At 73.5% G+C, this 22,944-nt stretch carries 25 protein-coding genes and 1 pseudogene; 13 read left to right on the forward strand and 13 right to left on the reverse strand.

What is annotated here, in order from left to right; genetic code table 11:
• Window positions 1–61: 61 nt before the first annotated feature.
• The 5 genes and pseudogenes from ACLGIH_RS29585 to ACLGIH_RS29605 form a co-directional block, all read left to right on the forward strand.
• Window positions 62–571, forward strand: coding sequence for a hypothetical protein (locus tag ACLGIH_RS29585; RefSeq protein ID WP_416528334.1), 510 nt, complete (start codon window positions 62–64; stop codon window positions 569–571).
• Entirely contained in the window at window positions 555–1,517 is a 963-nt protein-coding gene (locus tag ACLGIH_RS29590; protein ID WP_416528335.1) for a bifunctional lysylphosphatidylglycerol flippase/synthetase MprF, read from the forward strand. The genes ACLGIH_RS29585 and ACLGIH_RS29590 overlap by 17 nt, the downstream gene beginning before the upstream one ends.
• A 107-nt stretch (window positions 1,518–1,624) precedes the next feature.
• Entirely contained in the window at window positions 1,625–2,758 is a 1,134-nt protein-coding gene (locus tag ACLGIH_RS29595; RefSeq protein ID WP_416528336.1) for an acyl-CoA dehydrogenase, read from the forward strand.
• Window positions 2,759–2,817: 59 nt separating this feature from the next.
• Complete coding sequence (locus tag ACLGIH_RS29600; protein WP_416528337.1) at window positions 2,818–3,936, forward strand: SDR family oxidoreductase; 1,119 nt, start codon at window positions 2,818–2,820, stop codon at window positions 3,934–3,936.
• A pseudogene (locus ACLGIH_RS29605) lies at window positions 3,933–4,802 on the forward strand (aspartate aminotransferase family protein); the annotation flags it as partial. The gene ACLGIH_RS29600 and the pseudogene ACLGIH_RS29605, both read left to right, overlap by 4 nt.
• On the opposite strand, the gene ACLGIH_RS29610 reads toward ACLGIH_RS29605, so the two are convergent.
• Both ACLGIH_RS29610 and ACLGIH_RS29615 read right to left on the reverse strand, forming a co-directional pair.
• A complete protein-coding gene (locus ACLGIH_RS29610; protein WP_416528338.1) occupies window positions 4,729–5,004 on the reverse strand; it encodes an FAD-dependent monooxygenase in 276 nt (91 codons plus the stop codon). The pseudogene ACLGIH_RS29605 and the gene ACLGIH_RS29610 sit on opposite strands and share 74 nt — an antisense overlap.
• Before the next feature lie 47 nt (window positions 5,005–5,051).
• Window positions 5,052–5,702, reverse strand: coding sequence for a hypothetical protein (locus tag ACLGIH_RS29615; protein WP_416528339.1), 651 nt, complete (start codon window positions 5,700–5,702; stop codon window positions 5,052–5,054).
• 376 nt (window positions 5,703–6,078) lie between these two features.
• Here ACLGIH_RS29615 and ACLGIH_RS29620 point away from each other — a divergent pair, with 376 nt between their 5' ends.
• The 3 genes from ACLGIH_RS29620 (at window position 6,079) to ACLGIH_RS29630 (ending at window position 7,659) form a co-directional block, all read left to right on the forward strand.
• Window positions 6,079–6,645, forward strand: coding sequence for an SRPBCC family protein (locus tag ACLGIH_RS29620; RefSeq protein ID WP_416529512.1), 567 nt, complete (start codon window positions 6,079–6,081; stop codon window positions 6,643–6,645).
• A gap of 145 nt (window positions 6,646–6,790) precedes the next feature.
• Window positions 6,791–7,444 carry an esterase/lipase family protein gene (locus ACLGIH_RS29625; RefSeq protein WP_416528340.1) on the forward strand — a complete coding sequence of 218 codons (654 nt, stop codon included), beginning with the start codon at window positions 6,791–6,793 and terminating at the stop codon, window positions 7,442–7,444.
• Window positions 7,384–7,659: a hypothetical protein gene (locus tag ACLGIH_RS29630; RefSeq protein ID WP_416528341.1), complete on the forward strand. Its 276-nt coding sequence runs from the start codon at window positions 7,384–7,386 to the stop codon at window positions 7,657–7,659. Before ACLGIH_RS29625 ends, ACLGIH_RS29630 begins: the two co-directional genes overlap by 61 nt.
• Here ACLGIH_RS29630 and ACLGIH_RS29635 read toward each other — a convergent pair.
• Entirely contained in the window at window positions 7,611–8,495 is an 885-nt protein-coding gene (locus tag ACLGIH_RS29635; protein ID WP_416528342.1) for an alpha/beta fold hydrolase, read from the reverse strand. The two genes, ACLGIH_RS29630 and ACLGIH_RS29635, sit on opposite strands and share 49 nt — an antisense overlap.
• 155 nt (window positions 8,496–8,650) lie before the next feature.
• Between ACLGIH_RS29635 and ACLGIH_RS29640 the strand changes: the two genes are divergently transcribed.
• On the forward strand, window positions 8,651–9,532 hold the full coding sequence (locus ACLGIH_RS29640; RefSeq protein WP_416528343.1) for an RNA polymerase sigma-70 factor: 882 nt from the start codon (window positions 8,651–8,653) through the stop codon (window positions 9,530–9,532).
• 277 nt (window positions 9,533–9,809) lie between these two features.
• Window positions 9,810–10,571, forward strand: coding sequence for a GntR family transcriptional regulator (locus tag ACLGIH_RS29645; RefSeq protein WP_416528344.1), 762 nt, complete (start codon window positions 9,810–9,812; stop codon window positions 10,569–10,571).
• Between the two features lie 193 nt (window positions 10,572–10,764).
• On the opposite strand, the gene ACLGIH_RS29650 is transcribed toward ACLGIH_RS29645, so the two are convergent.
• From ACLGIH_RS29650 to ACLGIH_RS29660, 3 genes are all read right to left on the reverse strand, one after another.
• On the reverse strand, window positions 10,765–11,919 hold the full coding sequence (locus tag ACLGIH_RS29650) for an ROK family transcriptional regulator (RefSeq protein WP_416528345.1): 1,155 nt from the start codon (window positions 11,917–11,919) through the stop codon (window positions 10,765–10,767).
• 133 nt (window positions 11,920–12,052) lie between these two features.
• Window positions 12,053–12,715 carry a response regulator transcription factor gene (locus tag ACLGIH_RS29655; protein WP_416528346.1) on the reverse strand — a complete coding sequence of 221 codons (663 nt, stop codon included), beginning with the start codon at window positions 12,713–12,715 and terminating at the stop codon, window positions 12,053–12,055.
• A 26-nt stretch (window positions 12,716–12,741) separates the two neighbouring features.
• Window positions 12,742–13,896: a sensor histidine kinase gene (locus ACLGIH_RS29660; protein WP_416528347.1), complete on the reverse strand. Its 1,155-nt coding sequence runs from the start codon at window positions 13,894–13,896 to the stop codon at window positions 12,742–12,744.
• A 106-nt stretch (window positions 13,897–14,002) separates the two neighbouring features.
• On the opposite strand from ACLGIH_RS29660, the gene ACLGIH_RS29665 reads away from it, so the two are divergent.
• From ACLGIH_RS29665 to ACLGIH_RS29675, 3 genes are read left to right on the forward strand one after another with little or no spacing between them, the layout of a single operon-like run.
• Entirely contained in the window at window positions 14,003–14,923 is a 921-nt protein-coding gene (locus ACLGIH_RS29665; RefSeq protein ID WP_416528348.1) for an ABC transporter ATP-binding protein, read from the forward strand.
• A gap of 2 nt (window positions 14,924–14,925) precedes the next feature.
• Window positions 14,926–15,651, forward strand: coding sequence for an ABC transporter permease (locus ACLGIH_RS29670; protein ID WP_416528349.1), 726 nt, complete (start codon window positions 14,926–14,928; stop codon window positions 15,649–15,651).
• Between the two features lie 57 nt (window positions 15,652–15,708).
• Window positions 15,709–16,149: a hypothetical protein gene (locus tag ACLGIH_RS29675; protein ID WP_416528350.1), complete on the forward strand. Its 441-nt coding sequence runs from the start codon at window positions 15,709–15,711 to the stop codon at window positions 16,147–16,149.
• Window positions 16,150–16,194: 45 nt separating this feature from the next.
• On the opposite strand, the gene mug is transcribed toward ACLGIH_RS29675, so the two are convergent.
• The 7 genes from mug to ACLGIH_RS29710 all read right to left on the reverse strand — a co-directional run bounded on the left by mug (window position 16,195) and on the right by ACLGIH_RS29710 (window position 22,310).
• A complete protein-coding gene (gene mug, locus ACLGIH_RS29680; RefSeq protein ID WP_416528351.1) occupies window positions 16,195–16,740 on the reverse strand; it encodes a G/U mismatch-specific DNA glycosylase in 546 nt (181 codons plus the stop codon).
• A gap of 14 nt (window positions 16,741–16,754) precedes the next feature.
• Window positions 16,755–18,197: an adenylosuccinate lyase gene (gene purB / locus ACLGIH_RS29685; RefSeq protein WP_416528352.1), complete on the reverse strand. Its 1,443-nt coding sequence runs from the start codon at window positions 18,195–18,197 to the stop codon at window positions 16,755–16,757.
• Window positions 18,198–18,332: 135 nt separating this feature from the next.
• Window positions 18,333–18,581 carry a hypothetical protein gene (locus tag ACLGIH_RS29690; protein ID WP_416528353.1) on the reverse strand — a complete coding sequence of 83 codons (249 nt, stop codon included), beginning with the start codon at window positions 18,579–18,581 and terminating at the stop codon, window positions 18,333–18,335.
• A 21-nt stretch (window positions 18,582–18,602) separates the two neighbouring features.
• Window positions 18,603–19,376, reverse strand: coding sequence for an SGNH/GDSL hydrolase family protein (locus ACLGIH_RS29695; protein ID WP_416528354.1), 774 nt, complete (start codon window positions 19,374–19,376; stop codon window positions 18,603–18,605).
• Window positions 19,377–19,440: 64 nt separating this feature from the next.
• The gene (locus ACLGIH_RS29700) at window positions 19,441–20,454 is read right to left on the reverse strand and encodes a hemolysin family protein (RefSeq protein WP_416528355.1); all 1,014 of its coding nucleotides are present in this window, start codon (window positions 20,452–20,454) and stop codon (window positions 19,441–19,443) included.
• A complete protein-coding gene (locus tag ACLGIH_RS29705; protein WP_416528356.1) occupies window positions 20,451–21,797 on the reverse strand; it encodes a hemolysin family protein in 1,347 nt (448 codons plus the stop codon). The genes ACLGIH_RS29700 and ACLGIH_RS29705 overlap by 4 nt, the downstream gene beginning before the upstream one ends.
• Before the next feature lie 84 nt (window positions 21,798–21,881).
• Complete coding sequence (locus tag ACLGIH_RS29710) at window positions 21,882–22,310, reverse strand: GNAT family N-acetyltransferase (RefSeq protein ID WP_416528357.1); 429 nt, start codon at window positions 22,308–22,310, stop codon at window positions 21,882–21,884.
• Window positions 22,311–22,944 lie beyond the last annotated feature (634 nt).

Raw genomic sequence — 22,944 nt, forward strand, 5'->3', positions numbered from 1 at the left:
TGCCCCGGAATCGCACGCCCAACACCTCCGGAATCGTACGTCGCGCAATCCTGGAGCGCCCGTGGACGCCAAGAACCGATTCGAGACGAAAACCACCTTCGCGCTCTCCAGGCTCGAATGGCTGGGCTTTCTCGCCGTATCGCTCGTACTCGCCTTCCAGCACCTCTCGGAGATCCGGTGGTGGGTTTTCGTGCTGCTGTTCGCGGTGATCGACGTCATCGGCTACATCCCCGGTGCGATCGCCTTCCGGCGCAGCCCCGACCGCCGCGTCGCCCGTGGCTACTACGTCGCCTACAACGTGATGCACAGCCTGGTCACGGCGGGTCTCCTGGCCGGCGCCTGGGCGCTGTTCGTCCGGCCGGAGTGGGCGCTGCTGGCCCTGCCCATCCACCTGATGGGCGACCGGGCCCTCTTCGGGAATTCCCTGAAACCCTTCGGCGTCGCCTTCGAACCGGAAACCGACCCGGCCTTCCGCGAATTCCAGCAGCGGTACCGGCCCACGTTCCCCGGTGCGAAAAGCGCGGCCGAACCGCGGACCATCGTGGAGGGCAAGAATGCCGTCCGTGCTTGACACCGTCGCCGCCAACAGCGACAACCCCAGTGCCTTTCTCGCTCTCAACAGCGGGAACGCCTACTTCCACGACGACCGGTTCGACGGCGCCTGCGCGTATCGCACCTCGGGGCGTTACGTCCTGCAATTCGGTGGCCCGTTCACGGCCCCGGAACACCGCGCCCGGCTGCTGGAGGCGTTCGTCGCCCACGCCGGCCGGCGCATCGTCGCCGTGCAGTTGCAGCGGTCGGACGCCGAGCTGTACGCCGCGCACGGATTCACGGTCAACCAGATCGGGGCGTCGTACGCCGTCGACCTGTCCCGGTTCACCCTGCGCGGTTCCCGCTTCGTCCGGCTGCGGAACAAGATCTCCCGTGCCCGGCGGGCGGGCCTGGAGGTCGCCGAGGTGCGGGCCGGCGACGACTGCGCCGAGCTGGACCGCCTCGACCGGAGCTGGCTGCGGGACAAGGGCCGGCACGTCAAGGAGCTGCGTTTCCTCGTCGGCCAGCGGGACGGCCCGCTCCAGGCGCACCGCAGGCTGTTCGTCGGCCGGATCGACGGCGAGGCGGTCGGCTACATCAACTACTCCCCGGTGTACGGCAGCCGCCCCGGCTGGCTGCACGACCTCAGCCGGCGCCGCCCCGACGCGCCGCCCGGCGTGATGGAGGCTCTCAACGCGACCGTGATGGAACGCCTCACCGCAGACGGCGCCGGCTGGCTGCACTTCGGGTTCACCCCCTTCACCGGCCTCGACGCACAGCACGAACTTCCCGGCGCCAGCCGCATGTTCACTCGCTGCACGCGTCTGCTGGCGGAGCGCGGCGAGGCGATCTACCCGGCGGCCTCCCAGCTCGAATACAAGGAGAAGTGGGCCCCGCACGCCGTCCTCCCCGAGTACATCGCCTTCCTCGGCAAGCCCCGTATCGGCGTCTTCTGGCAACTGCTGCGCGCCACCAACGCCGTCTAGGCCCCGGCAGCGGCCGCCGCACCAGTCCCCGGGCCCCCGGGCCCGTCCCGCCCTGCCCTTTCCCGTCCCGCCTGTTCCGCCCGTCCGTCCAGGAGGACCGCGCGCCCATGAGATTCCTCGAGCGTGAACGCACCACCCTCGCCAAGCTGCTGCCGGACCTCGACCCCGCCCTGCGGGAGGTCCCCCTCATGGAGCTGGAGCGGCCGGGCAGCCCCGGCATCCGGCTGTTCCGCGACAGCGGCGGCCCCGGCCTGCTGGTCCCCGTCTCCCACCAGGGCCGCGGCGCGACCGCGCTCGACGCGCTGCGCGTGCAGCGGGCCATCGGCAGCCGCTCGCCTTCGCTGGCCGTGGCGACCACCATGCACCACTTCTCCATGGCCACCCTCGTGGGCCTCGGCGCGCTCGGCGACGGCCTGGAGTGGATGCTCATCGAGGGCGTGGCGTCGAGCAACCGCATCGTCGCCTCTGGATTCGCCGAGGGCCGCAGCGGCGCCGGCATCCTGGAGCCGTCGATGACCGCCACGGTCACCGACGACGGCATCCGCATCAACGGCGTCAAACGCCCGTGCAGCCTCGCCCACTCCATGGACGTCCTCACCGCCAGCGTCACCGTCCCGCGCGCGGACGGGCCCGGTGTGGAACTCGCCGTCGCCCTGGTCCCCGCCGAGAACGAGGGCATCTCCGTCACCGGCTTCTGGTCCAGCGCCTTCCTCGCCGGGGCCGAGAGCGAGCAGGTCACCCTCACCGACGTCCTCGTGCCCCCGGAACTCCTGCTGCGCACCGCGACCGCCGCCGGAGACCACCTCGACGAACTGCAGACCGCCGGGCTGATCTGGTTCCAGGTCCTGATGACCGGCAGCTACCTCGGCGCCGCCAGCGCGCTGGTGGAACGGGTGCTGCTCAACGACCGCATCCCCGAGCACGACCGCGTCCGGCTCTTCGTCGAGACCGAGGCCGCGATGTCCGCCGCCGAGGGCATCGCCCGCCGCGTGGACGCCGGCGACCTCGACGAGTCCGCGCTGGCCCAGGCGCTGTACACGCGCTACGGCGTCCAGGACGCCCTCGCCCGCATCGTCCCGCGCGCCGTCGAACTGCTCGGCGGACTCAACTTCATGACCTCCGACGAGGTGGGACACCTGGCCGCCTCGGCCAACGGCCTGTCCCTGCACCCGCCGTCCCGCTCCCGCATGACCGGGCCGTTCTCCGCCTACCTGGCGGACCGGCCCCTCGCCATCGCCTGACCACCCGCCGGAGCCACCGTCCCGCCTTCGGCAGCCGAGACCTCCTGGGAGAGCCCCTGATGCCGCCAGACATCCCGCGTCCCACCGCCCTGCCCGCCGGCCGCACCGGGCGCGACCGTCCCACCCTGCTGCTCACCGGCGGCTCCGGAGTCCTCGGACGCGCTCTGATCGACGAGCTGTCCGCCGACTTCGACCTGCTGTGCCTGCGCCGCAACACCCCGCTGCACGACCCGCGGGTGCGGGAACTGGAGGGCGACCTCCTCGCGCCCCGCCTCGGGCTGAGCCCGCTGGCCTGGCACGAACTGGCCCTCACCGTGGACGTCGTCCTGCACTCGGCCGCCGAGACCAACTGGCGCACCCAGCCCGAGCACATCGTGTGCACCAACATCCGGGGCGCGGACACCATGCTCGACCTGGCCGCCCGGGCCGACGCCCCGCTGTACCTGGTGAGCACCGCGTTCGTCGCCAACACGCCCACCGAGGAGGACCACTGGCGGTTCCCCGGAGCCGCCGCCTACCTCGGCTCCAAGGCCCGGGCCGAGCAGATGTTCCGGGACGCCGGAGTGCCCGGGGCCATCGTGCGCCCCTCGGTCGTGATGGGCGACTCCGGCACCGGGCGGATCGCCGGACAGCAGGGCCTGACCAGGACGATCGGCTCGATGCTGCTGGGCCAGGTGCCGGTGCTCCCCGGCGCGCCCGAGGCACGGATCGACATGGTGCCCCAGGACTGCGTCTCACGAGCCGTCGGCGACCTGATCCGGGGCGGCGTGCGCAGCGGCGAGTACTGGCTGACGGCGGGCAAGGAGGCCATCGAACTGCGGGAGTTCGCCGACGTCTGCGCCGACGTCGCGGTACGCCACGGCCTGCCCCGGCCGCAGCGGCCCCGGCTCATCCCCGTCGAGGCGGTGCACCGGCTGCTGCTGCCCATGCTGGAGGGCACCTCACTGCCGGCCTCGCTCCGCCGCCGCCTGGAGCACTACGCGGAACTGCTCCTGGTGTTCCAGCGGGAGCTGCCGTTCGACACCTCCCTCGGCGAGCCCGACTGCGGCACCCGTGTGACGCACGCCGACATCCGCGCCGCGCTCGACCGCAACGCCGAGCGCTGGGCCGAGGAACACTCCGGCCTGCTCGCCCGGCACCGAGCCGCCGCGACCGCCCCGACGGAGGTGGCGTCATGACCGTCTCACCCCCCGAGACCCGGCACACCGCCACGGGAGGCGATGTCGTCGACCTGTACCTGAAGCACATCAGCTCCGGCCGGGCCGTCATGGGCCGGGTCATGGGCGGCATGGCCGAGGTGCGCTCCGAAGGCCTGTGGATCCACGCCGACGACGGCCGCCGCTTCCTGGACTTCGGCGGCTACGGCGTCTTCATCCTGGGCCACCGCCACCCCGCCGTCGTCGAGGCCGTGCACCGGCAGCTCGACACCCACCCGCTCGCCAGCCGCGTCTTCCTCGAACCCGTCGCCGCCCACGCCGCACAGGCCCTGGCCGCCCACACCCCGCCCGGCATCGACTACGTCCACTTCGTCAACTCCGGCGCCGAGGCCACCGAGGCGGCCCTGAAGCTGGCCCGCGCCCACGGCCGCACCTCGGTGATCACCACGCACAAGGGCTTCCACGGCAAGACGCTGGGCGCGCTCAGCGTCACCGCCAACGCCCTCTACCAGAGCCCCTTCCAGCCCCTGCTCCCGGACGTCACACAGGTCGGCTACGACGATCCCGCCGGCCTCGAAGAGGCCCTCGCCGCCCGCCGGGACCGCGCCTGCGTCGTCCTCGAACCGGTGCAGGGCGAGGGCGGGGTGCGCATCCCCCGCCCGGGCTACCTCCGCCGGGTCGAAGCCCTGTGCCGGGCGTACGGCGCCCTCCTCGTCGTCGACGAGATCCAGACCGGCATGGGCCGCCTCGGCACCTGGTGGGGGGTCGACACCGAGGGCGTGACCCCGGACATCATGCTGGTCGGCAAGGGACTCAGCGGCGGACCCCGCAGTTGGACGACACATGACGGCGCACGGCAGCGTTGGTCGCCAGATGTTCGAGCTCCGGCACGTCGTAGCGGCGGGCCAGGACCCGCAGGCCGAAGGTGGTCTCCGGGACGGTGGACTCGCCGATGGCGAACCGGGGGTGCCCGCTGCCCTCCAGCAGCAGCGTCCGCACGCCGTGGCGGGCGAGGATCGCCCCCAGCATCGTCCCGCCGATGCCCCCTCCGACGATGGCGACATCGAAAACGCGCTGGTCCTCTTGCATGTCTACGGTCCTTTCGCGACGGGAAGAGCGAGCTGCCGGGCCGGCGGTCACCGGTGGGCGGCCGAGGGAGCCGGCAGCACCCGGCGCAGCCCGCAGGCGGCCATCCGGGCGGAGAAGGAGACGGCGAAGAAGGGGGTGGGCGCGGCCGCGTGCAGCAGCCGTCGTTCACCGGGGATCCGGCGGTCGCCGCGCCCGGTGACGTCCAGCCAGGCCCCGAAGTGCAGCAGCCGTGCCTCGGGCCCGGCGCCCCGCGCGGGGAACGGCCGCATGTGCTCGCGCACCGTGCGCGTCAGGGCCCGGCGCCGGCGGTCGTCCACCCGGTGTCCGGTCAGGAAGCGGTCGAGCAACTCGGCGGAACGGCAGGGGAATCCGCCCGGACCCAGCGGCGCGCGCCCCACCAGCCCGGCGTCGTGGAAGGCCGCGGCGGCCAGCAGACCGACCCGGTCGTAGGCCGTGCCCCGGGCCCGGGCCCAGGCGTCGGCCAGCAGGAACGTGCGCAGCGAATGCAGTGCGACCCGCCGCGGAAGCAGCCGGGACATCTCCGTCAGGGCGGCACCCGCCAGAGGGTGTCCGAGCAGCTCCGCGAGGGGCGGCCGGCCGAGCAGCGGGCGCCATGCCTCGGGCAGCGCCTCCGGAGGTACCGGTCCCGGGCGGGCGCCATCGTCACCCGAACCCGGCACGCCGGACCGTGCGGCCATGACCAACCCCCTTGTCTCCGCTCCGTATTGGTGCGTCTGTCTCATCCCTCTTTACGCTCCGGAGCGGGCTTCCCCCCTCCACCCCGTCGCGGCCGGGGTCCCGCGCCGTGACCGGTCTTCGCCCCAGCACCGGCCGAACGCGGATGCGGGCCACCCGTCGAGAGCCCGTCGGCGGGGAGCCGACGCCCTGCTCGGCCGCCGTCCGCCGGGGCGGCCCGGACGGCTGGAACCGGCCACCTCACAAGTGCCCGTCCGGGAAAGCGCGTTGTGGTGAATCCGGCGGCGCACGGTGCGGCATGCGCGCTCGGAGCGTGCGTACGGGCTCCCCGATCGAGGGAGTTCCCGGTGCGGGCGCCCGGGCAGGCTGCCTTCTGTGATCGCCGTACTCAATGTCCACGAACGCACCCTCGGCGCCGCTCCGGAGGAGGTCGGTGCCCTGCTCGACGGCCTGGGCGGCGCGGACGACCGGCTCTGGCCGCCGGGCTGGCCGCCCATGCGTTTCGAAGGGCCCCTCGCCGTCGGCGTGTGCGGGGGCCACGGGCCCGTGCGGTACGTGGTGAGCCACTACGTGCCCGGCCACTGGGTGAGGTTCCGGTTCACCGGCCCGCGGGGCTTCGAGGGTTTCCACGAATTCGCCGTCGAGCCGCCGGACGAGCGGTCGGACGCGGCGGATCGGAGTGCTACCCGGACCGTGCTGCGCCACACGCTGGTGCTGCGTCCGCGAGGGGTGCGGTGGCTCGGCCGGCGGCTGTTCTTCCGGCCGCTGCACGACGCGGTCTTCCGGCATGCGCTCGACTGCGCCGAGCGTGCGCTCACGGGCCGGGCGGCCCGTCCCGTCACCTGGAGTCCGTACGTGCGTCTGCTGCGCGCCGTGACCGTCCGGGTGGCGCCGGGCCTGGCCGGGGGCGTGGCTCCGGTCGCGGATACGGGCCCGAAGGAGTGACCTCTATTCACGCGAAAGGGGGGATTCTTTCCCTCGTGCGAGGGATCGTTACGGAAATCCCTGGACGTCACACTGGGAAGCCAGCGGGGAATCGCCGGATTTCCCGCCCGAGCCGGATTTCCGGCAGGAAAGGAGGCGGCACGTCGTGAGTTTCCTGAACCCGCGTATGCCGGGGAGGAATTCGGACGACGTCACCACGGACCTCACTGAGGCCCCGCACCGGCTGACCGCCCTGGCCGAGACCGCTGGCGCCCATGTCGTCGCCGCCGTCGACGTCGACGGCGGCGAGGACGACTGGGACCTACCGCTCACCGAGGAGCACCCCCGCCCGGTGGTGCTCGTCCACGGTACCTTCGGCAACCGCGGCTACACCTGGACCGCGGCCACGCCTCTGCTGCGCGAACAGGGCTACCGGGTCTTCCGCCCGGACTACGGGCAGTACCTCAACCCCGCCATCTTCGGGCTCGGCGACATCAAGCGCTCCGCCCAGCAGCTCGCGGACTTCGTCGACGAAGTGCTGCGGCGCACCGGCGCCCCGAAGGTGGACCTGGTCGGCTTCTCGCAGGGCGGCATGATGCCCCGCTACTTTCTCAACGCCCTGGGCGGCGGCCCGAAGGTGCACAACTTCATCGGCATCGCGCCCAGCAACCACGGCGTCACCGCACAGGGCCTGATGAACCTCGCCCGCCAGATCCCCGGCGCACTGGAGATCGTCGAACAGGGCGCGTCGGGCAGGTCGTGCCGGCCTGGCCCCAGCTCCAGCACGACCACCCCTTCCAGCGGGAACTCGCCGAGCTAGGCGAGACGACGGAGGGCGTCCGCCACACCGTCATCGCCACCCGGTACGACGACGTGGTCACGCCGTACACCTCGTGCGCCCTGGAGGAGACCGAGGGCCGCCACGTCCGGAACATCGTCCTGCAGGACATCGACCCCGATGACCACACCCCGCACGTGAGCATGCCCTACAACGCCACGGTGCTGAACGAGGTGCTCAAGGCGCTCGACTCCTGACGGCGGCTCCGGCTGCCGTCGAGGACGACGCGGGCGACCAGCGCCGGGTCGTCGTTCATCGGCACGTGGCCGCAGCCGGGCAGCCGCACCAGACGGGCCCGGGGGATGGCCCGCTTGGCGCGCACGCCCTGCCGGGGTGCGAGCAGCCGGTCGCGGCTGCCCCACGCCACGGTGACCGGTATGCCGGGGACGTCGTCGGCGAACCGCACCTCGCGCCCGGAGCGGAGGGTCTCGGTGAAGCCCTCGGCTCCGGCCAGCGCCAGGGTCTCGGCGACCACGGCTTCGGGCGAACGGCGGCCCGGCCGGGCGTATATGGTGCTCGTCAGGGCCGTGCGGCCGGCCGCGGTGCGGGACAGCCGCTCGACCAGCGGCAGCGGCAGCCGTCGGGCGGTGGCCCGCATGCCCTTGAGCACACCGAAGGCGTAGCGCCGCTCGGCCTCGGACCAGAAGCCGGCCGGGGACAGCGCGGTGACGGACCGCGCGAGACCTTCCCGCCCCAGCTCCAGGGCCAGCAGGCCGCCCAGGGAGTTGCCGGCCACGTGCGGGCGGTCCAGCCCCATCGTCGCGCAGAAGCCGGTGAGCACGGCGTTCATCGTCGCCAGGTCGTGCGGCAGGCCGTCCGGAAGCGCCGGGGAGGCACCGAATCCCGGCAGGTCCAGGGCGATCACGTCGCGTTCGGTCGCCAGGATGTCCACCACCGGGTCCCAGGCCTGGCGGTGATGACCGATGCCGTGCAGCAGGAGCAGCGGTTCACCGTCGCCCACGCGCGCGTAGGCGACGGTCAGGCTCTGCGGGCCGTGCGGAGTGGGGACCGTGAAGGAGGCGGTGGCGGACATGGATCTCCTCTGGGACGCCTGACGGGGTCTGTGTAGACAGGGTGTCAGCAAAAGCTACCGACGGGTAGACCCTTGGCCATGGTTTTGCCCGCCCCGGCCCGGGCCCGCGGCGATCCGGCCTGGACAGGGCCGGATGCGTCCGCTGGGATGGAGCGGTGACCACCGACACCGCCACCGACGTCTTCGAAGAGCACCGTTCCGTCCTCCTCGGCGTCGCCTACCGCATGCTGGGACGGCTCGCCGACGCCGAGGACGTGGTCCAGGAGGCCTGGCTGCGCTGGTCCGGCGCCGACCGGGCGGCCGTCCGCGAGCCGCGCGGCTACCTGGTGCGCGTCACCACCCGCCTCGCCATCGACCGGCTGCGCCAGATCAAGGCACGCGGCGAGACGTACGTGGGCCCCTGGCTCCCCGAGCCGTACGTCACCGACTTCGGCGACACCGCCCCGGACACCGCCGAGCGCGCCGTGCTCGCGGACTCCGTCTCCCTCGCCGTCCTCGTCGTCCTGGAGTCGCTGTCTCCGCTGGAGCGCGCGGTCTTCGTCCTGCGGGAGGCGTTCGGCTACCCGTACGCCGACATCGCCGCGGTGCTCGACCGGAGCGAGGCCGCCGTGCGCCAGCTGTCCGGCCGGGCCCGCAAGCACGTCGACGAGCGGCGGCCCCGCTACGACGTCGACCCCGCCCAGCGCCGCGACCTCACCGAACGCTTCCTCGCCGCCGCGGCCGAGGGCGATCTCGAGGGGCTGATGTCGGTGCTCGCGCCGGACGTCCGGCTGGTCGGCGACAGCGGCGGCAAGGCCAAGGCCCCGCTGCGGGTCGTGGAGAGCGCCGACAAGGTGGGCCGCTTCCTGCTGGGCGCCGCGCGGAAGGGCATCCCGGACTTCTCCTACCGCTTCCTGGAGCTCAACGGCGGGCCGGCGCTGCTGGCCCTGTCCGGGGGCAAGCCCGACTCGGTCTTCCAGGTGGACGTCGCGGACGGACGCATCCAGGCGGTGTACATCGTCCGCAACCCGGACAAGCTGCGGTCGCTGGCGGCCTAGCCGCACAGCCCCACAGCCCCACAGCCGCGCATCCGCACACCGCCGTCGGCGCGAAGCCCCCGTCCCGTGACGGGGGCTTCGCCGTCCCGTCACTCACCCGGCCCACCGCGAACGCGCCGTGAACGCTGTGCCGCGCCCCGCCCGCGCGGGGCCCAAGGGGCCAGGATTGGTCTTGACCAAGGGCGAGGGCCGTCTTATGGTCGCAGAGAAGTGAAACAACCTTTAATAAACAAGGGCGCTAAAACGCCGCCGGACCACGGCGATTGCGGAGGACAGGGTGGGGACCACGCAGTTGGAATCGGTGCCGGAGCCGAAGTACTGGCATCTGAAGACCGTGCTCAGCGAGGCACTGGACTCGGAGTTCTCGGTGGGCGAGATCCTGCCCAACGAACGGGACCTCGCCGCGCGCTTCGGCGTCGCCCGGGCCACGCTCCGCCAGGCCCTGGAGCAGCTCGAACTGGAGGGTCGGCTCCAGCGCCGCCGCGGTGTCGGGACGACCGTCGCCCCGCCGCGCGTGGGCGTGGCCGTCGGCACCCGGCAGCACGCCTGGTCCGGAGCGTCCGGCGACGCCTGGCAGCCGCAGGACAGCACCCTGGCGCCCCCGCCCGCGGCCGTCGCCGAGGCGCTCGGCACCGGTCGCGAGGAGCCCGTCCACACCGTGCGCCGGTTCCGGGTCACACACGGCCAGCCGGTCGCGGCGGAGCTGCTGTACATCCCGCCGTCCTCCGTGCCCGACCTGTCCGCGATCGACGCGCCGTCCGGTACGGCACGCGCGCGTGCCGTCCTGCGCGAGCTGCAGCGTCTGGAGCTGGAGCGGCAGGAGAGCGCCGTGGAGCTGGGGTCGGCCCGCGCCGACGACGCCAGGGAACTGGACCGGCTGCCCGGCGCGCCCGTCCTCGTCGTCACCACCCGCTATCACGCCGAGGGACGCACCGTGGCGCTCTCCGTCGCGACCTACCGGGCGGACACCTGCCGGCTGACCTTCGGGGACTCGGGCGACGTGGAGATCCACCACGGCCCGGAGACCCGCGCCTCCTGACCGACCGGCGCGGGCCGACGGCCCGGGTCCGACACCCGTAATCACCGGGCTCTCGCCCCTGCGGACCCGGCCGTGTCCCGGACCCGCCCCTCCCGGGGACCCCCCTCCGCCGCAGACGGGTCCCGGGGCCGCTGACCGGCCGGGGAGCCCGAGGGGCCCGGGGTTTCGGTGGCGGCCCCCTGCGTCGCCGGTGTCAGCGGCGTGCCGTGGTGCCCTCCACCGCGAACAACTGCTCCTCGACGTGGTCGAGGGCAAGCCGCAGGGCGCCCGTCGCCACCGCCGCCTCGCCGAGCAGCGACAGCGTCACCTTCGGCGGCCGCAGGCAGTAGCGGGCCAGCTCGCGCCGCAGCGGCTCCAGCACCCCGTCCAGCCCGGCCGCCCAGCCGCCGATGACGACCAGCTCCGGGTCCAGGGCGAGCACCAGCGCCGCCACGTCGTGCACCAGCCGGCGGATGAAGCGGTCGACCGCCGCGCGGGCCCGCTGATCGCCGTCCCGCGCCTGGGCGAAGACCTTGGCGACCGCCTGCTCGTCCAGCGGGTGCAGTGGCTCGTCGGTGGTCGACAGCAGCGTCTCCGGCGTCGCCTCCCGGCCCAGCAGATGCAGCGCGCCGATCTCGCCGGCCGCCCCGCCGTACCCGCGGTGCAGCCGCCCGTCGATCAGCGCACCGGCCCCGGGGCTCAGCCCGGCCAGCACGAACACCACGTCGTCGGACTCGGTGGCGGCGCCCTTCCAGTGCTCGGCGACCGCCGCCGCGTTGGCGTCGTTCTCCACCAGCACCGGGCACTTGAAGGAGCGGCCCAGCCGCTCCCCGAGGCGCAGCCCCGTCCAGCCGGGCAGCGCGGTGCCCAGCCGCACCGTGCCGTCCGCCTCGACGATCCCCGGCGTCGCCGCGCCCACGGCCCGCAGCGAACTGCGGGCGACTCCGGCCCGGCGCAGCAGCTCGGCGACCGCGCTGCGCAGCCGCTCCAGGCGCTCGTCGGCCGACGCGGTCTCGTCGACGTCCTTGGCCTGCGCGCCGATCACCCGGCCGTGCAGGTCGGCGAGGAGCGCGGCGACGCGGTGCGGCCCGATCTCCAGACCCAGCAGATGCCCCGCCTCTGCCCGGAACCGGAACCGCCGCGCGGGCCGCCCCTGCCTGCGGGCCGCACCCTCCTCGGCCGCCGCCTCGACGACGAGACCGGCCTCGATCAGCCCCTCGACGACGCCCTCCACGGTCGGCCGGGACAGGCCCGTCACCCGGGTGATCTCGGTCAGCGTCGCGCAGTCCGTGGCACGCAGCGCGTGCAGCACCACCGCGGAGTTGATCCTCCGCAACAGCGAGGGATCCCCGCCGGTCAGCCGCCCCACCGTCCGTCCTCCCAGCTCGTGCGCGTGTTGGCCGGATCGTACTCGGCCCCCGGTCCCCGGGCGAGCGCCGGTCCGCTCACCTGTGCCACGCCAGGCCGGCGGCAGACCCCACGCCCCGGCCGGGCAACAGGACCTAGCCCGGAGCGACGAAACCCGACTCGTACGCGGCGATCACCGCCTGGGTGCGGTCCCGCGCCCCCAGTTTGGCCAGGACGGCGCTGACATGCGACTTCACCGTCTCCGTGCCGACGACCAGCCGGGCGGCGATCTCCGCGTTGGACAGCCCTCGCGCCATCAGCCGCAGCACCTCGCCCTCCCGCTCGGTCAGCTGCGCCCGCTCCATCGCCGCGCGCGCCGCCCGGTTCCCGCCGTCGTCCCCGTACTCGGCGGCCAGTTGCCGCACCGACGCCGGGAACAGCAGCGAGTCGCCCTCGGCCACCAGCCGCACCGCGTGCACGATCTCCGCCGGACGGGCCCGCTTCAACAGGAAACCGTCGGCGCCCGCGCGCAGCGCCTCGTACACGTACTCGTCGTTCTCGAACGTCGTCACCACCAGGATCTTCGGCGGATCGGCCACCGTCCGCAGCAGTGTGCGGGTGGCCTCGATGCCGTCCACCAAAGGCATCCGCACGTCCATGGCCACGACATCGGGCCGGGCCTGCCGCACCAGCGGAATGACCGCCGCCCCGTCGGCCGCCTCCCCGACCACCTCGATGTCGGGCTGGGCCTCCAGCACGGCCCGCAGACCCGCCCGTACGAGGGGTTCGTCGTCGACGAGGAGAACGGTGACCGGCATCCGGCCAGCCTAGAGCCTGCCCCTGATCAGCCCAACGGCAGCTCGACGCGCACCTGCCAGTCACCGCCGTCGGGACCCGTGCGGGCACGTCCGCCGAGGAGCGCGGCCCGCTCGCGGATGCCGCGCAGACCGCTGCCCCGGCCGGGTCCGGGGCGCCCGGCGGACAGGGGGTTGCGCACCTCCAGGGTGAGCACGTCGTTCACCACGTCGATGTGGACCCGCGCCGGGACGGCACCCGCGTGCCGCAGCACGTTGGTGAGCGACTCCTGGAGGATCCGGTACCCCTCCCGGGACACCGGCCCCGGCACCGAGTCCAGCGGACCGGTCACCTCGGCGACGACCTTCGCCCCCGAGGACCGCGCGGACTCCAGCAGCCGGTCGGCGTCCGCGAGCGTGGGCCGGGCGCTCGCCGGCTGCCCCGCCTCCCTGAGGACGCCGAGCACGCGTTCCAGGTCCTCCAGCGCGGCCCGCCCGGTCTCCTCGACGGCGGTCAGCGCGCGTTCGGTGAACTCCGGGCTGTTCGCCGCCCGGGCGGCCCCCGCCTGCACGACCGCCACGGTCAGGGCGTGACCGATCGAGTCGTGCAACTCGCGCGCGATGCGGTTGCGTTCCAGCAGCTGCTCGGTGCGCTCCTCCAGAGCGGCGAGCCGTTCGGCCGCCGAGGGGCCGAGGAGCGTGCGGGCCGCCGCCGTCGCCAGGGCTCCGAGGCCGACGACGGCGCCGTACAGCGCGAGGAGGGGGAGCGGCGCCAGGAACGCGTACGCCCAGTGGGGGTCGGCGTCCCACACCACGGGTGCGCCGTCGCTCGGGTACCCGAGGGACAGGCCGATCAGCTCGGCGGCGAGGATCGGCATCCAGACGCACGCGAACGCGGCGCATCCGCCCAGCGCCATGCGCACTTCCAGCCACACCACCGTGCGGAGCCGGTCCCGCCAGGTCGCCGACGGAGCCACCGAGAAGGCCGTGTCCTCCCGTCCCAGCGCGAGCAGCCACCGCGCCTGCATCCCTTCTCCGGACCGCACCGCCGGGACGAGCCCGACCGGGACCAGCACGACCAGGGACCACCACATCGTCGGCCCATCGACCAGCGCCCACACACTCACGATGAGCATCGGCACCCACAGGTGGATCAGTCGTGTGTACGTCCTCCACCGGACGAGCGGGCGCAGCAGCCGGACCATTCCCTCATCCTCGCAGCGGTCCCGGTGACGGACCTCCCCCGCAGGGGGGAGACGATCTCCACCGGCGGGGGAGGACCGGCCCCGCACGCACCGGCACGCTGCTGCCATGACCGACATCGACGTCCACGCCCTCACCAAGGAGTACGGCACCCGACGCGCCGTCGACGACCTCACCTTCAGCGTGCGGCCGGGCCGCGTCACCGGCTTCCTCGGCCCGAACGGCGCCGGCAAGTCGACCACCATGCGGCTCGTGCTCGGCCTGGACCGGCCGACCTCCGGGACCGCCACCGTCGGGGGACACGCCTACGCCGCACTCCGTGAACCCCTGCGCCGCGTCGGTGCCCTGCTCGACGGCGGTGCCGCCCACGGCTCGCGCACCGCCCGCGACCATCTGCGCGCCCTGGCGGCGAGCAACCGCATCCCGACCGGCCGAGTGGCGGAGGTGCTCGAGGAGACGGGCATCGCGGCGGTGGCGCACCGCCGGGTGAAGACCTTCTCCCTGGGCATGCGCCAGCGGCTCGGCATCGCCGCCGCACTGCTCGGCGACCCGGAGGTGCTGATGCTGGACGAGCCGTCCAACGGCCTCGACCCCGAAGGCATCATCTGGATCCGGGAGCTGGTGCGCCGACTCGCGGCGGAGGGGCGTACCGTTCTGGTCTCCAGCCATCTCATGAACGAGACCGCGTCCTTCGCCGACCACCTCGTGGTCCTCGGCCGGGGCCGTCTGCTGGCGGACACCCCGATGCGGGACTTCATCCACGCGCGCGTGCGGCCGCGCGTCCGTATCCGTACGCCGGACGCCGACGCCCTCAAGGACGTCCTCGGCCGGCACGGTCACGACGTCACGGAGCACGAGGACGGGCACTGGACCGTGTACGACGCGCGCGTGGACGACATCGGGCGGCTGGTCTCGGAGGCAGGCGTGCCGATCCTCGAACTGGCCCCCGAGGAGGGCACGTTGGAGCAGGCGTATCTCGGCCTGACCGAGGCCGAGACCGAGTTCACCGCACAGCCGCAGGAGGCCTGACCATGGAGTTCACCCCCGTCCTCCGCGCCGAGTGGATCAAACTCTGTTCCCTGCGGTCGCTGTACGGCGCACTGTTCGCGGTGTTCGCCGCCACCACCGCCTTCTCCGCGCTGGCCGGAGTCTCCGACACCTCGGACCCGGACTTCGATCCGCTGTACACGGCCCTGTCCGGCGTCATGCCCGGCCAGATCGCCGCGATCTCGTTCGGCGCCATGGCGGTGTCCGCCGAGTACCACTCGGGAGCCATCCGGCTCTCGCTGGCGGCGGTTCCGCAGCGCGGGCGGTGGTTCGCGGCGAAGCTGACGGTCGTCGCGCTGCCGGCGCTCGCCGTCGGGCTCGTCACGGCGCTCGCCGCCCTCGCCGCGGCGCGGGGCGGCCTCGGTTCGGCCGCGAGCGGACTCACGACCGGTGAGCAGGTGCGCGGCGTCGTGGGCTGCGGGATCTACCTCATGCTGATGGCCGTGTTCGCGGCCGGCCTCACCGCCCTGTTCCGCAGCGGCGTGGCCACCCTGTCGGTGCTGATCCCGTTCATCCTCATCATCTCGTTCGTGATCGGGAACGCGGCGGGCGGCGTCACCGGCTTCCTGCCCGACAAGGCGGGGCAGGTGGTCCTGCACCAGACCTGGGACGGGACCCTCGGCCCTTGGTCGGGGCTGGCGGTGACCGGGGTGTGGACGGCCGCCGCCGTCCTCGCCGGCGCCTGGCGGCTGAAGCGGTACGACGCCTGAGCCCGGGCCGCGGCTGACTCCCCGCCAATTGTCAGTGGCCGCCGCTTTACTGGACCCATGGACATCGCGCGGCACATCGCCCTCGTCGACGAGCTGTGCCACCGCCCCTTCACGGTGGGGCACGGCCCGTCGGCCGGAGGCAGGGGAGGACACGGCCACTTCGTGGTGGCGTTGGAGAGCAGCCACGGGCTGCGCGGCGGCGACCGGGCGGAGCGGGCGGCCACGGTCGAGCAGTACGAGAAACACCGGGACGCCCTCTACGAACACTTCGCGGCGCGCTGGGGGGAGACCGACCCGTGGAACCTGCAGACGGTCCTGCTGCGCACCGAACACGAGGAGATACCCGAGCCCTGGGCCGGACTCGCGGCACGAGCGCCGATGGCCTACCTCTGGGAGGCGCAGGGCACCGCGCGCTGGCTGGCGATCGCCGTCGCCGACCGGGACGAGGAGGACGAGGTGGAACTGCTGGCGGTCGTCACGGAGACCGCCCCGCCGTGACCGGCTACGTCTCCATCGCCGAGGACACGGACCCGCCGTGACCGGCTACGCCTCCGCCGCCACCCGCAGCCGTGCGAACTCCTCCGCCATCGTCTGCGCCGTCCAGTGCGCGTTCAGCCCGCTGGGATTGGGCAGCACCCACACGCGCGTGCCCCCGATGAGCCGTTGCTGCGGGCCCACCCGGGCCTTGCGGTCGTCGAACGCCGCCCGGTACGCGGTCACCCCCACCACCGCCAGCCAACGGGGGCGCAGCCGGGCCACCTTCAGCGCCAGCTGCCGGCCGCCCTCGCGGTACTCCTCGGCGGACAGTTCGTCCGCGCGGGCGGTCGCCCGGGCGACGACGTTCGTGATGCCGAGCCCGTACGACAACAGCTCCCGCTGCTCCGACGGCTTCAGCAGCCTCGGGGTGAAGCCGGACAGGTGCAGCACCGGCCAGAAGCGATTGCCGGGGCGGGCGAAGTGATGGCCCGTCGCGGCCGTCATCAGACCGGGGTTGATGCCGCAGAAGAGGACGCGGAGACCGTCCGCGACGACGTCCGGTACCAGACGGTCGCGGGCGGCCTCCAGCTCCGCCGGGGTGAAGCGCGCCATGCGGGACGGGCTCCTCAGAGAATGGCTCCGGGCGTGTAGCCCGCGGCCTCGGGGTGCTGCTTGACGATCTCCTCGATGCGCCCGGCCACGACGGCCACCTGGTCGGCGGCGGCACCGGTGAAGGACAGCTTGTCGGCCATCAGGTCGGCCAGCTGCGCGCGGTCGAGCGGGATGCGCTCGTCGGCGGCGAGCCGGTCGAGGAGCTCGTTGCGCTCGGCGCCCTGCTCGCGCATCGCGAGGGCGCACGCCACGGCGTTCTCCTTGATCGCTTCGTGCGCGACCTCTCGGCCGACGCCCGCGCGCACCGCGCCCATCAGTACCTTGGTGGTGGCGAGGAAGGGCAGATAGCGGTCCAGCTCCCGGGCCACGACGGCCGGGAAGGCGCCGAACTCGTCGAGCACGGTCAGGAACGTCTCCAGCAGCCCGTCCAGCGCGAAGAACGCGTCCGGCAGGGCCACCCGGCGCACCACCGAGCAGGACACGTCGCCCTCGTTCCACTGGTCGCCCGCCAGCTCCCCGGTCATCGAGGCGTAGCCGCGCAGGATCACCATGAGGCCGTTGACGCGTTCGCAGGAGCGGGTGTTCATCTTGTGCGGCATCGCCGAGGAGCCGACCTGGCCGGGCTTGAAGCCCTCGGTGACCAGTTCGTGTCCGGCCATCAGCCGGATCGTCTTCGCCAGCGAGGACGGCGCCGCCGCCAGCTGCACCAGCGCGGTCACCACCTCGTAGTCCAGCGAGCGCGGGTAGACCTGGCCGACGGAGGTGAAGGCCTGCGAGAAGCCCAGGTGCCCGGCGATCCGGCGCTCCAGCTCGGCCAGCTTGCCGGCGTCGCCGCCGAGCAGGTCCAGCATGTCCTGGGCGGTGCCGACCGGGCCCTTGACGCCGCGCAGCGGGTAGCGGCCGAGCAGCTCCTCCACCCGGCCGTGGGCGACCAGCAGCTCGTCGGCGGCGGTGGCGAAGCGCTTGCCCAGCGTGGTGGCCTGGGCGGCGACGTTGTGCGAGCGGCCGACCATGACCAGCTCGCCGTACTCGCCGGCCAGCTTGCCGAGCCGGGCCAGCACGGCGACCGTGCGGTCCCGCATCAGTTCCAGCGACAGCCGGATCTGGAGCTGCTCGACGTTCTCCGTGAGGTCGCGGGAGGTCATGCCCTTGTGCACGTGCTCGTGCCCGGCGAGGTCGTTGAACTCCTCGATCCGGGCCTTCACGTCGTGCCGCGTGACCTTCTCGCGCTCGGCGATGGAGGCCAGGTCGACCTGGTCGAGCACCCGCTCGTAGGCGGCGATCGCCTCGTCGGGCACCTCGATGCCGAGGTCCTTCTGGGCGCGGAGCACGGCGAGCCAGAGCTGCCGCTCCAGCTTCACCTTCTGCTCGGGGGACCAGAGCGTGGCGAGCTCGGCGGAGGCGTACCGTCCGGCGAGGACGTTCGGGATGCGGGGCTTGGCGGCAGCGGAAGTCACGTGTACGGAGTGTACCGGGCGCCCGGACCGGCCCCGGAACGCGCACGCAGGCCGGAGAGCGCCGGGGAGACGCCCTCCGACCTGCGACGACAGCGGGCCCTCAAGGACGGCGGTGGGTCCTTGCGGCGGGCACCGTCACCTGCCGGCGATGCCCGTGGGGAGCAGCGACTGCAGTGAGGTGGCCGGGTTCCCGATCTCCAGGGACCCGAGCAGACCGTCCAGCAGCGCCCCTCCGGGAACGCCGGCGGACGTCCCGTGGGCCGGAGCCGCCGGAGCGGCGGGGGCCGACGCCAGCAGGGCGACGGCGACGCCGGAGACGAAGCCGAGTTGCTTGATCGGGCCCGGCTCAACGACGGTCCCGTCCGTGGGTGGCGCTCGGGTCACCCGATTCCCCCGGGCGGAATCTCACGCCTCGTAGGGCAGCAGCTCCGGACGCTTCGGCGGCAGCCCGTCCCCGGAGGAGCGGCCGGTCAGCCGGCGGCCGACCCACGGCAGCAGGTGCTGCCGGGCGAACCGCAGGTCCGCGGCGCGCCGCAGGACCCAGCCCGGCGGCAGCGCCGTCGGCGGCGGGGTGCGCCAGTGCGGATCCTCGGCCTCGTACCCGAGGGCCTGCCACACCGCCTCGGCCACCCGGCGGTGCCCCTCGGCGGTCAGGTGCAGCCGGTCCACGTCCCACAGCCGCGGGTCGCCCAGGGCCGGCGCCCCGTACAGGTCGACGACGACCGCGCCGTGCCGCTCCGCCAGCTCGTCGATGCAGGCGAACAGTGCCTCCATGCGCGGCCGGAACCGCTCCAGCACCGGGCCCCGGCGGCCGGGGCTGCGCATCAGCACCAGCTGCTTGCAGTTGGGGGCCAGCCGCTCCACGGCCTCGGTCAGCAGCCCCCGTACGCGGCCCATGTCGCACTTGGGCCGCAGTGTGTCGTTGAGTCCGCCGACCAGGGTGATGACGTCGGCGCCCATGGCCGCCGCGAGGTGCGTCTGCTCGTCGACGATCTGCCCGATCAGCTTTCCGCGCACCGCGAGGTTGGCGTAGCGGAAGCCGGGCGTGCGGGCGGCCATCCGGCCGGCGAGGACATCGGCCCAGCCCCGGTAGGAGCCGTCGGGCAGCCGGTCCGACATGCCCTCGGTGAAGGAGTCGCCGACCGCGACCAGGCTGGAGTAGGTGGGGTTCGTCTGCATGGCGACAGAAATGGTAGCGCCTGCACATACCCACCGGTCGGTCGCCCGGTGCCGGTGCCGGGCCTCAGGTCCGCTGCCCGAACAGCTCCCGCAGTACGTCCTCCATGGTCACCAGCCCCGCCAGCCGCCCGTCGGTCCCCAGGACGGCCGCCAGATGCGTACGGCTGCCCCGCATCGCCGTCAGCACGTCGTCCAGCGGTGTGGTCTCCCGCACCCGCGCGATGGGCCGCATGTCGCGCAGCCGGAACGGCTCCCTGCGGGGCGAGGCGTCCAGGGCGTCCTTCACATGCAGGTACCCGACGATCTGCCGTCCGTCGTCCACCACCGGGAAGCGGGAGAACCCCGATTCCGCCGACAGCCGCTCCAACTGCTCCGGCGTGATGCCCACGCGCGCGTGCACGACGCGTTCCAGCGGCAGCACCACGTCCCGCACCGAGCGCCGGACCAGCTCCAGCGCGTCGTGCAGCCGTTCCTGGGCCCGGTCGTCGATGAGGCCGGCCTCGCTCGCGTCCTTCACGATCTGGGCCAGCTCCCGGTCCGTGAACGTCGCCGCGACCTCGTCCTTCGTCTCCACCCGCAACAGCTTCAGCAGGGCGTTCGCGAAGGCGTTGATCGTGAAGATCACCGGTCGCAGCGCCCGTGCCAGCGCCACCAGCGGCGGGCCGAGCGCCAGCGCGCTGCGCACCGGCTCCGCCACCGCGATGTTCTTCGGCACCATCTCGCCGAGCAGCATGTGCAGATACGTCGCGAGGCTCAGCGCGATCACGAACGACACCACGTGCCCCGCGCCGGACGGCACGCCCATGGCGTGGAACGCCGGCTCCAGCAGATGCGCGATCGCCGGCTCCGCGACGACACCCAGCACCAGGGTGCACAGCGTGATGCCCAACTGGGCCGCCGCCATCAGCGCGGACACGTGCTGCAGTCCCCACAGCACGCTCTTCGCCCGCCGGTCGCCGTCCTCCGCGTACGGCTCGACCTGGCTGCGGCGCACCGAGATCAGCGCGAACTCGGCGCCCACGAAGAAGGCGTTCAGGACCAGTGTCAGCAGACCGATCAGCAGCTGTACGGCGGTCACCGCCCGACCTCCCCGTCCGCGTCGCCGGCCGGCTCGTCGTCGAGCGGGGCGTGCAGCAGCACCCGGGCCGCCCGGCGGCCCGTCGCGTCCACGACGTCCAGCCGCCAGCCGGCCACCTCCACCGTGTCGCCCACCGCCGGGATCCGTCCCAGCCCGGCCGCGACCAGCCCGGCCAGCGTCTCGTACGGCCCCTGAGGCACCCGGAACCCCAGCCGGGCGAGCCGGTCCACCCGGGCCGCGCCGTCGGCCCAGTACAGCGCGTGGCCGCTCTCGTCCGTGCCGGCCGGGTCCAGCTCGGGCATCTCGTGCGGATCGTGCTCGTCCCGCACCTCGCCGACGACCTCCTCCACGATGTCCTCCAGTGTCGCCACCCCCGCCGTACCGCCGTACTCGTCGATGACGACGGCCATCGTGCGCCGCCCGGACAGCCGGTCCAGGAGCCGGTCGACGGTGAGTGTCTCCGGCACCAGGAGGGGCTCGCGCATCAGCTCGGCGACGGCGGCCCGGGGCCGGCGCTCGGCCGGCACCGCCAGCACGTCCTTGATGTGCGCGGTGCCGACCACCGTGTCGAGGTTCTCCCGGTAGACGGGGAACCGGGACAGGCCGGTCGCCCGGGTCGCGTTCGCCACGTCCTCGCACGTCGCCCGGTCGTCCAGGGCGATGACCTGCACGCGTGGTGTCATCACGTTCTCCGCGGTCAGGTCGGCCAGGTTCAGCGTCCGCACGAACAGCTCGGCGGTGTCCGCTTCCAGCGCGCCCTCCCGGGCGGAGTGCCGGGCGAGCGCGGCCAGTTCCTGCGGCCCGCGCGCGGACGCCAGTTCCTCGGCGGGCTCCACGCCGAGGCGGCGCACGATGCGGTTGGCCGTGTTGTTCAGATGGGTGATGAACGGCCGGAAGACCGCGCTGAACCAGCGCATCGGGGACCCCACCCGGCGGGCCACCGCGAGCGGCGAGGAGATCGCCCAGTTCTTCGGCACCAGCTCGCCGACCACCATCAGCACCACCGTCGACAGTGCCGTGCCCAGCACCAGCGCCAGCGAGGAGGCGACCGACCGGGAGACGCCGAGGTCCCGCAGCGGGCCCGCGATCAGCGCGGCGATCGACGGCTCGGCGAGCATGCCGACCACCAGGTTGGTGACCGTGATGCCGAGCTGCGCCCCGGACAGCTCGAACGTCAGGTTCCGTACCGCCTTCAGGGCGCCCGGCGCGCCCCGGTCACCGCGCGCCGCGGCCCGTTCCAGCTCGCCGCGCTCGACGGTGGTCAGGGAGAACTCCGCCGCGACGAAGGCACCGCAGATGAGCGACAGCAGGATCGCCACCAGCAGCAGGAGCACTTCGGTCATCGGTTCACCTCCGTCCCATGATCGGCCAGAGCGGGGCGCACCGCGCGCTGCCACGCGCCGGACGGATTTCCGGCGCGCGCCGGCTCACGCCTGGGCCAGGGGCTTCACCCAGCGCCGCCACCGCTCCTCCGGCGTGTACCCGGCGGCCCGCCAGGCGTGCTGGGCGTCTTCGTTGCGCACCAGCACCATCGCGTCCGCACGCCGCCCCCCGAGCCGTGCGAAGCGTTCCTCGGCGGCGGCCAGCAGGGCCGAGGCGATGCCCTGACGGCGGTGGCCCGGATGCACCGCCAGCCGGTACAGATGGCAGCGCCAGCCGTCGAAGCCCGCGATCACCGTGCCCACCGGCTCGCCGCCCCGCTCGGCGAGGATCAGCGCCTCGGGGTCGCGGGCGACCAGCCGCTCCACGCCGTCCAGGTCGTCGCTGATGCTCGTGCCCTCGGCGGCCGTCTTCCAGAAGGCCAGCACGGCGTCCAGGTCCTCGGGCCCGGCGGCCCGTATCCGCAGCTCACTCATGCGGTGATCCCATCACCGCGGGGAGGCGGCGGAAGCGGAATTCCGGCATCTGGACGCTCCGGCCCCGCGCGACGCCGCCACGACCGGCGCGAACGCCTCCCTGTACGGCTCCGGCACGGACAGGCACGAGCACCCGGGACCGGATGTCTCTCTCGGCGTCCGGCTGCTCCCCGGGAGTTCGCCGGACGTGTTCCGGACGCGGCACTCGTCCGGCGGCGGACCGTCCGGGGCCTCGCGGCACAGCCCCAGCCGGCCCCGGCGGCCGGCGGCACGGGCCGCGGCCAGTGACCGCGACGACCTGAAGTCGGCCGGCCGCTTGCGAGTTGGGGTGCTGCGGACACCTTGACGGTGCATTGTTGAGTTCCTGACAATCACTGTTCCCCCACAGTCACCTGGAGGCCCGTTGAGACACGGCCCGTCACGCCGCGCCGCTCTGCTCGCCGCAACCGGCTGCGCACTCGCGCTACCTGCCATATGTACCGGCACCGCTCGTGCCGCGACCCCCGTCCCGGCGCCGTTACGCGAACTGCCCCTGGTCACCCACCCCCGTCACCCCGCCGCCCGCTACGCGCCCGAAGCGGCCCGCAGTGCGTACGCGGAGCCCCTCAACGCCGCGGTGGACTGCGCCGTGAGC

The sequence above is a fragment of the Streptomyces hamibioticus genome (assembly GCF_047946815.1).
Taxonomy (GTDB): Bacteria; Actinomycetota; Actinomycetes; order Streptomycetales; family Streptomycetaceae; genus Streptomyces.

Coding starts and splice junctions, on each gene's coding strand:
- ACLGIH_RS29695 (WP_416528354.1), bottom strand. CDS start 19,376: ATGCAGACGAACCCCACCTACTCCAGCCTGGTCGCGGTCGGCGACTCC.
- ACLGIH_RS29635 (WP_416528342.1), bottom strand. CDS start 8,495: ATGTCCGCCACCGCCTCCTTCACGGTCCCCACTCCGCACGGCCCGCAG.
- ACLGIH_RS29615 (WP_416528339.1), bottom strand. CDS start 5,702: ATGGCCGCACGGTCCGGCGTGCCGGGTTCGGGTGACGATGGCGCCCGC.
- ACLGIH_RS29710 (WP_416528357.1), bottom strand. CDS start 22,310: ATGAGTGAGCTGCGGATACGGGCCGCCGGGCCCGAGGACCTGGACGCC.
- ACLGIH_RS29670 (WP_416528349.1), top strand. CDS start 14,926: ATGGAGTTCACCCCCGTCCTCCGCGCCGAGTGGATCAAACTCTGTTCC.
- ACLGIH_RS29595 (WP_416528336.1), top strand. CDS start 1,625: ATGAGATTCCTCGAGCGTGAACGCACCACCCTCGCCAAGCTGCTGCCG.
- ACLGIH_RS29655 (WP_416528346.1), bottom strand. CDS start 12,715: ATGCCGGTCACCGTTCTCCTCGTCGACGACGAACCCCTCGTACGGGCG.
- ACLGIH_RS29705 (WP_416528356.1), bottom strand. CDS start 21,797: ATGACCGAAGTGCTCCTGCTGCTGGTGGCGATCCTGCTGTCGCTCATC.
- ACLGIH_RS29675 (WP_416528350.1), top strand. CDS start 15,709: ATGGACATCGCGCGGCACATCGCCCTCGTCGACGAGCTGTGCCACCGC.
- ACLGIH_RS29660 (WP_416528347.1), bottom strand. CDS start 13,896: ATGGTCCGGCTGCTGCGCCCGCTCGTCCGGTGGAGGACGTACACACGA.
- ACLGIH_RS29590 (WP_416528335.1), top strand. CDS start 555: ATGCCGTCCGTGCTTGACACCGTCGCCGCCAACAGCGACAACCCCAGT.
- ACLGIH_RS29600 (WP_416528337.1), top strand. CDS start 2,818: ATGCCGCCAGACATCCCGCGTCCCACCGCCCTGCCCGCCGGCCGCACC.
- ACLGIH_RS29610 (WP_416528338.1), bottom strand. CDS start 5,004: ATGCAAGAGGACCAGCGCGTTTTCGATGTCGCCATCGTCGGAGGGGGC.
- mug (WP_416528351.1), bottom strand. CDS start 16,740: ATGGCGCGCTTCACCCCGGCGGAGCTGGAGGCCGCCCGCGACCGTCTG.
- ACLGIH_RS29665 (WP_416528348.1), top strand. CDS start 14,003: ATGACCGACATCGACGTCCACGCCCTCACCAAGGAGTACGGCACCCGA.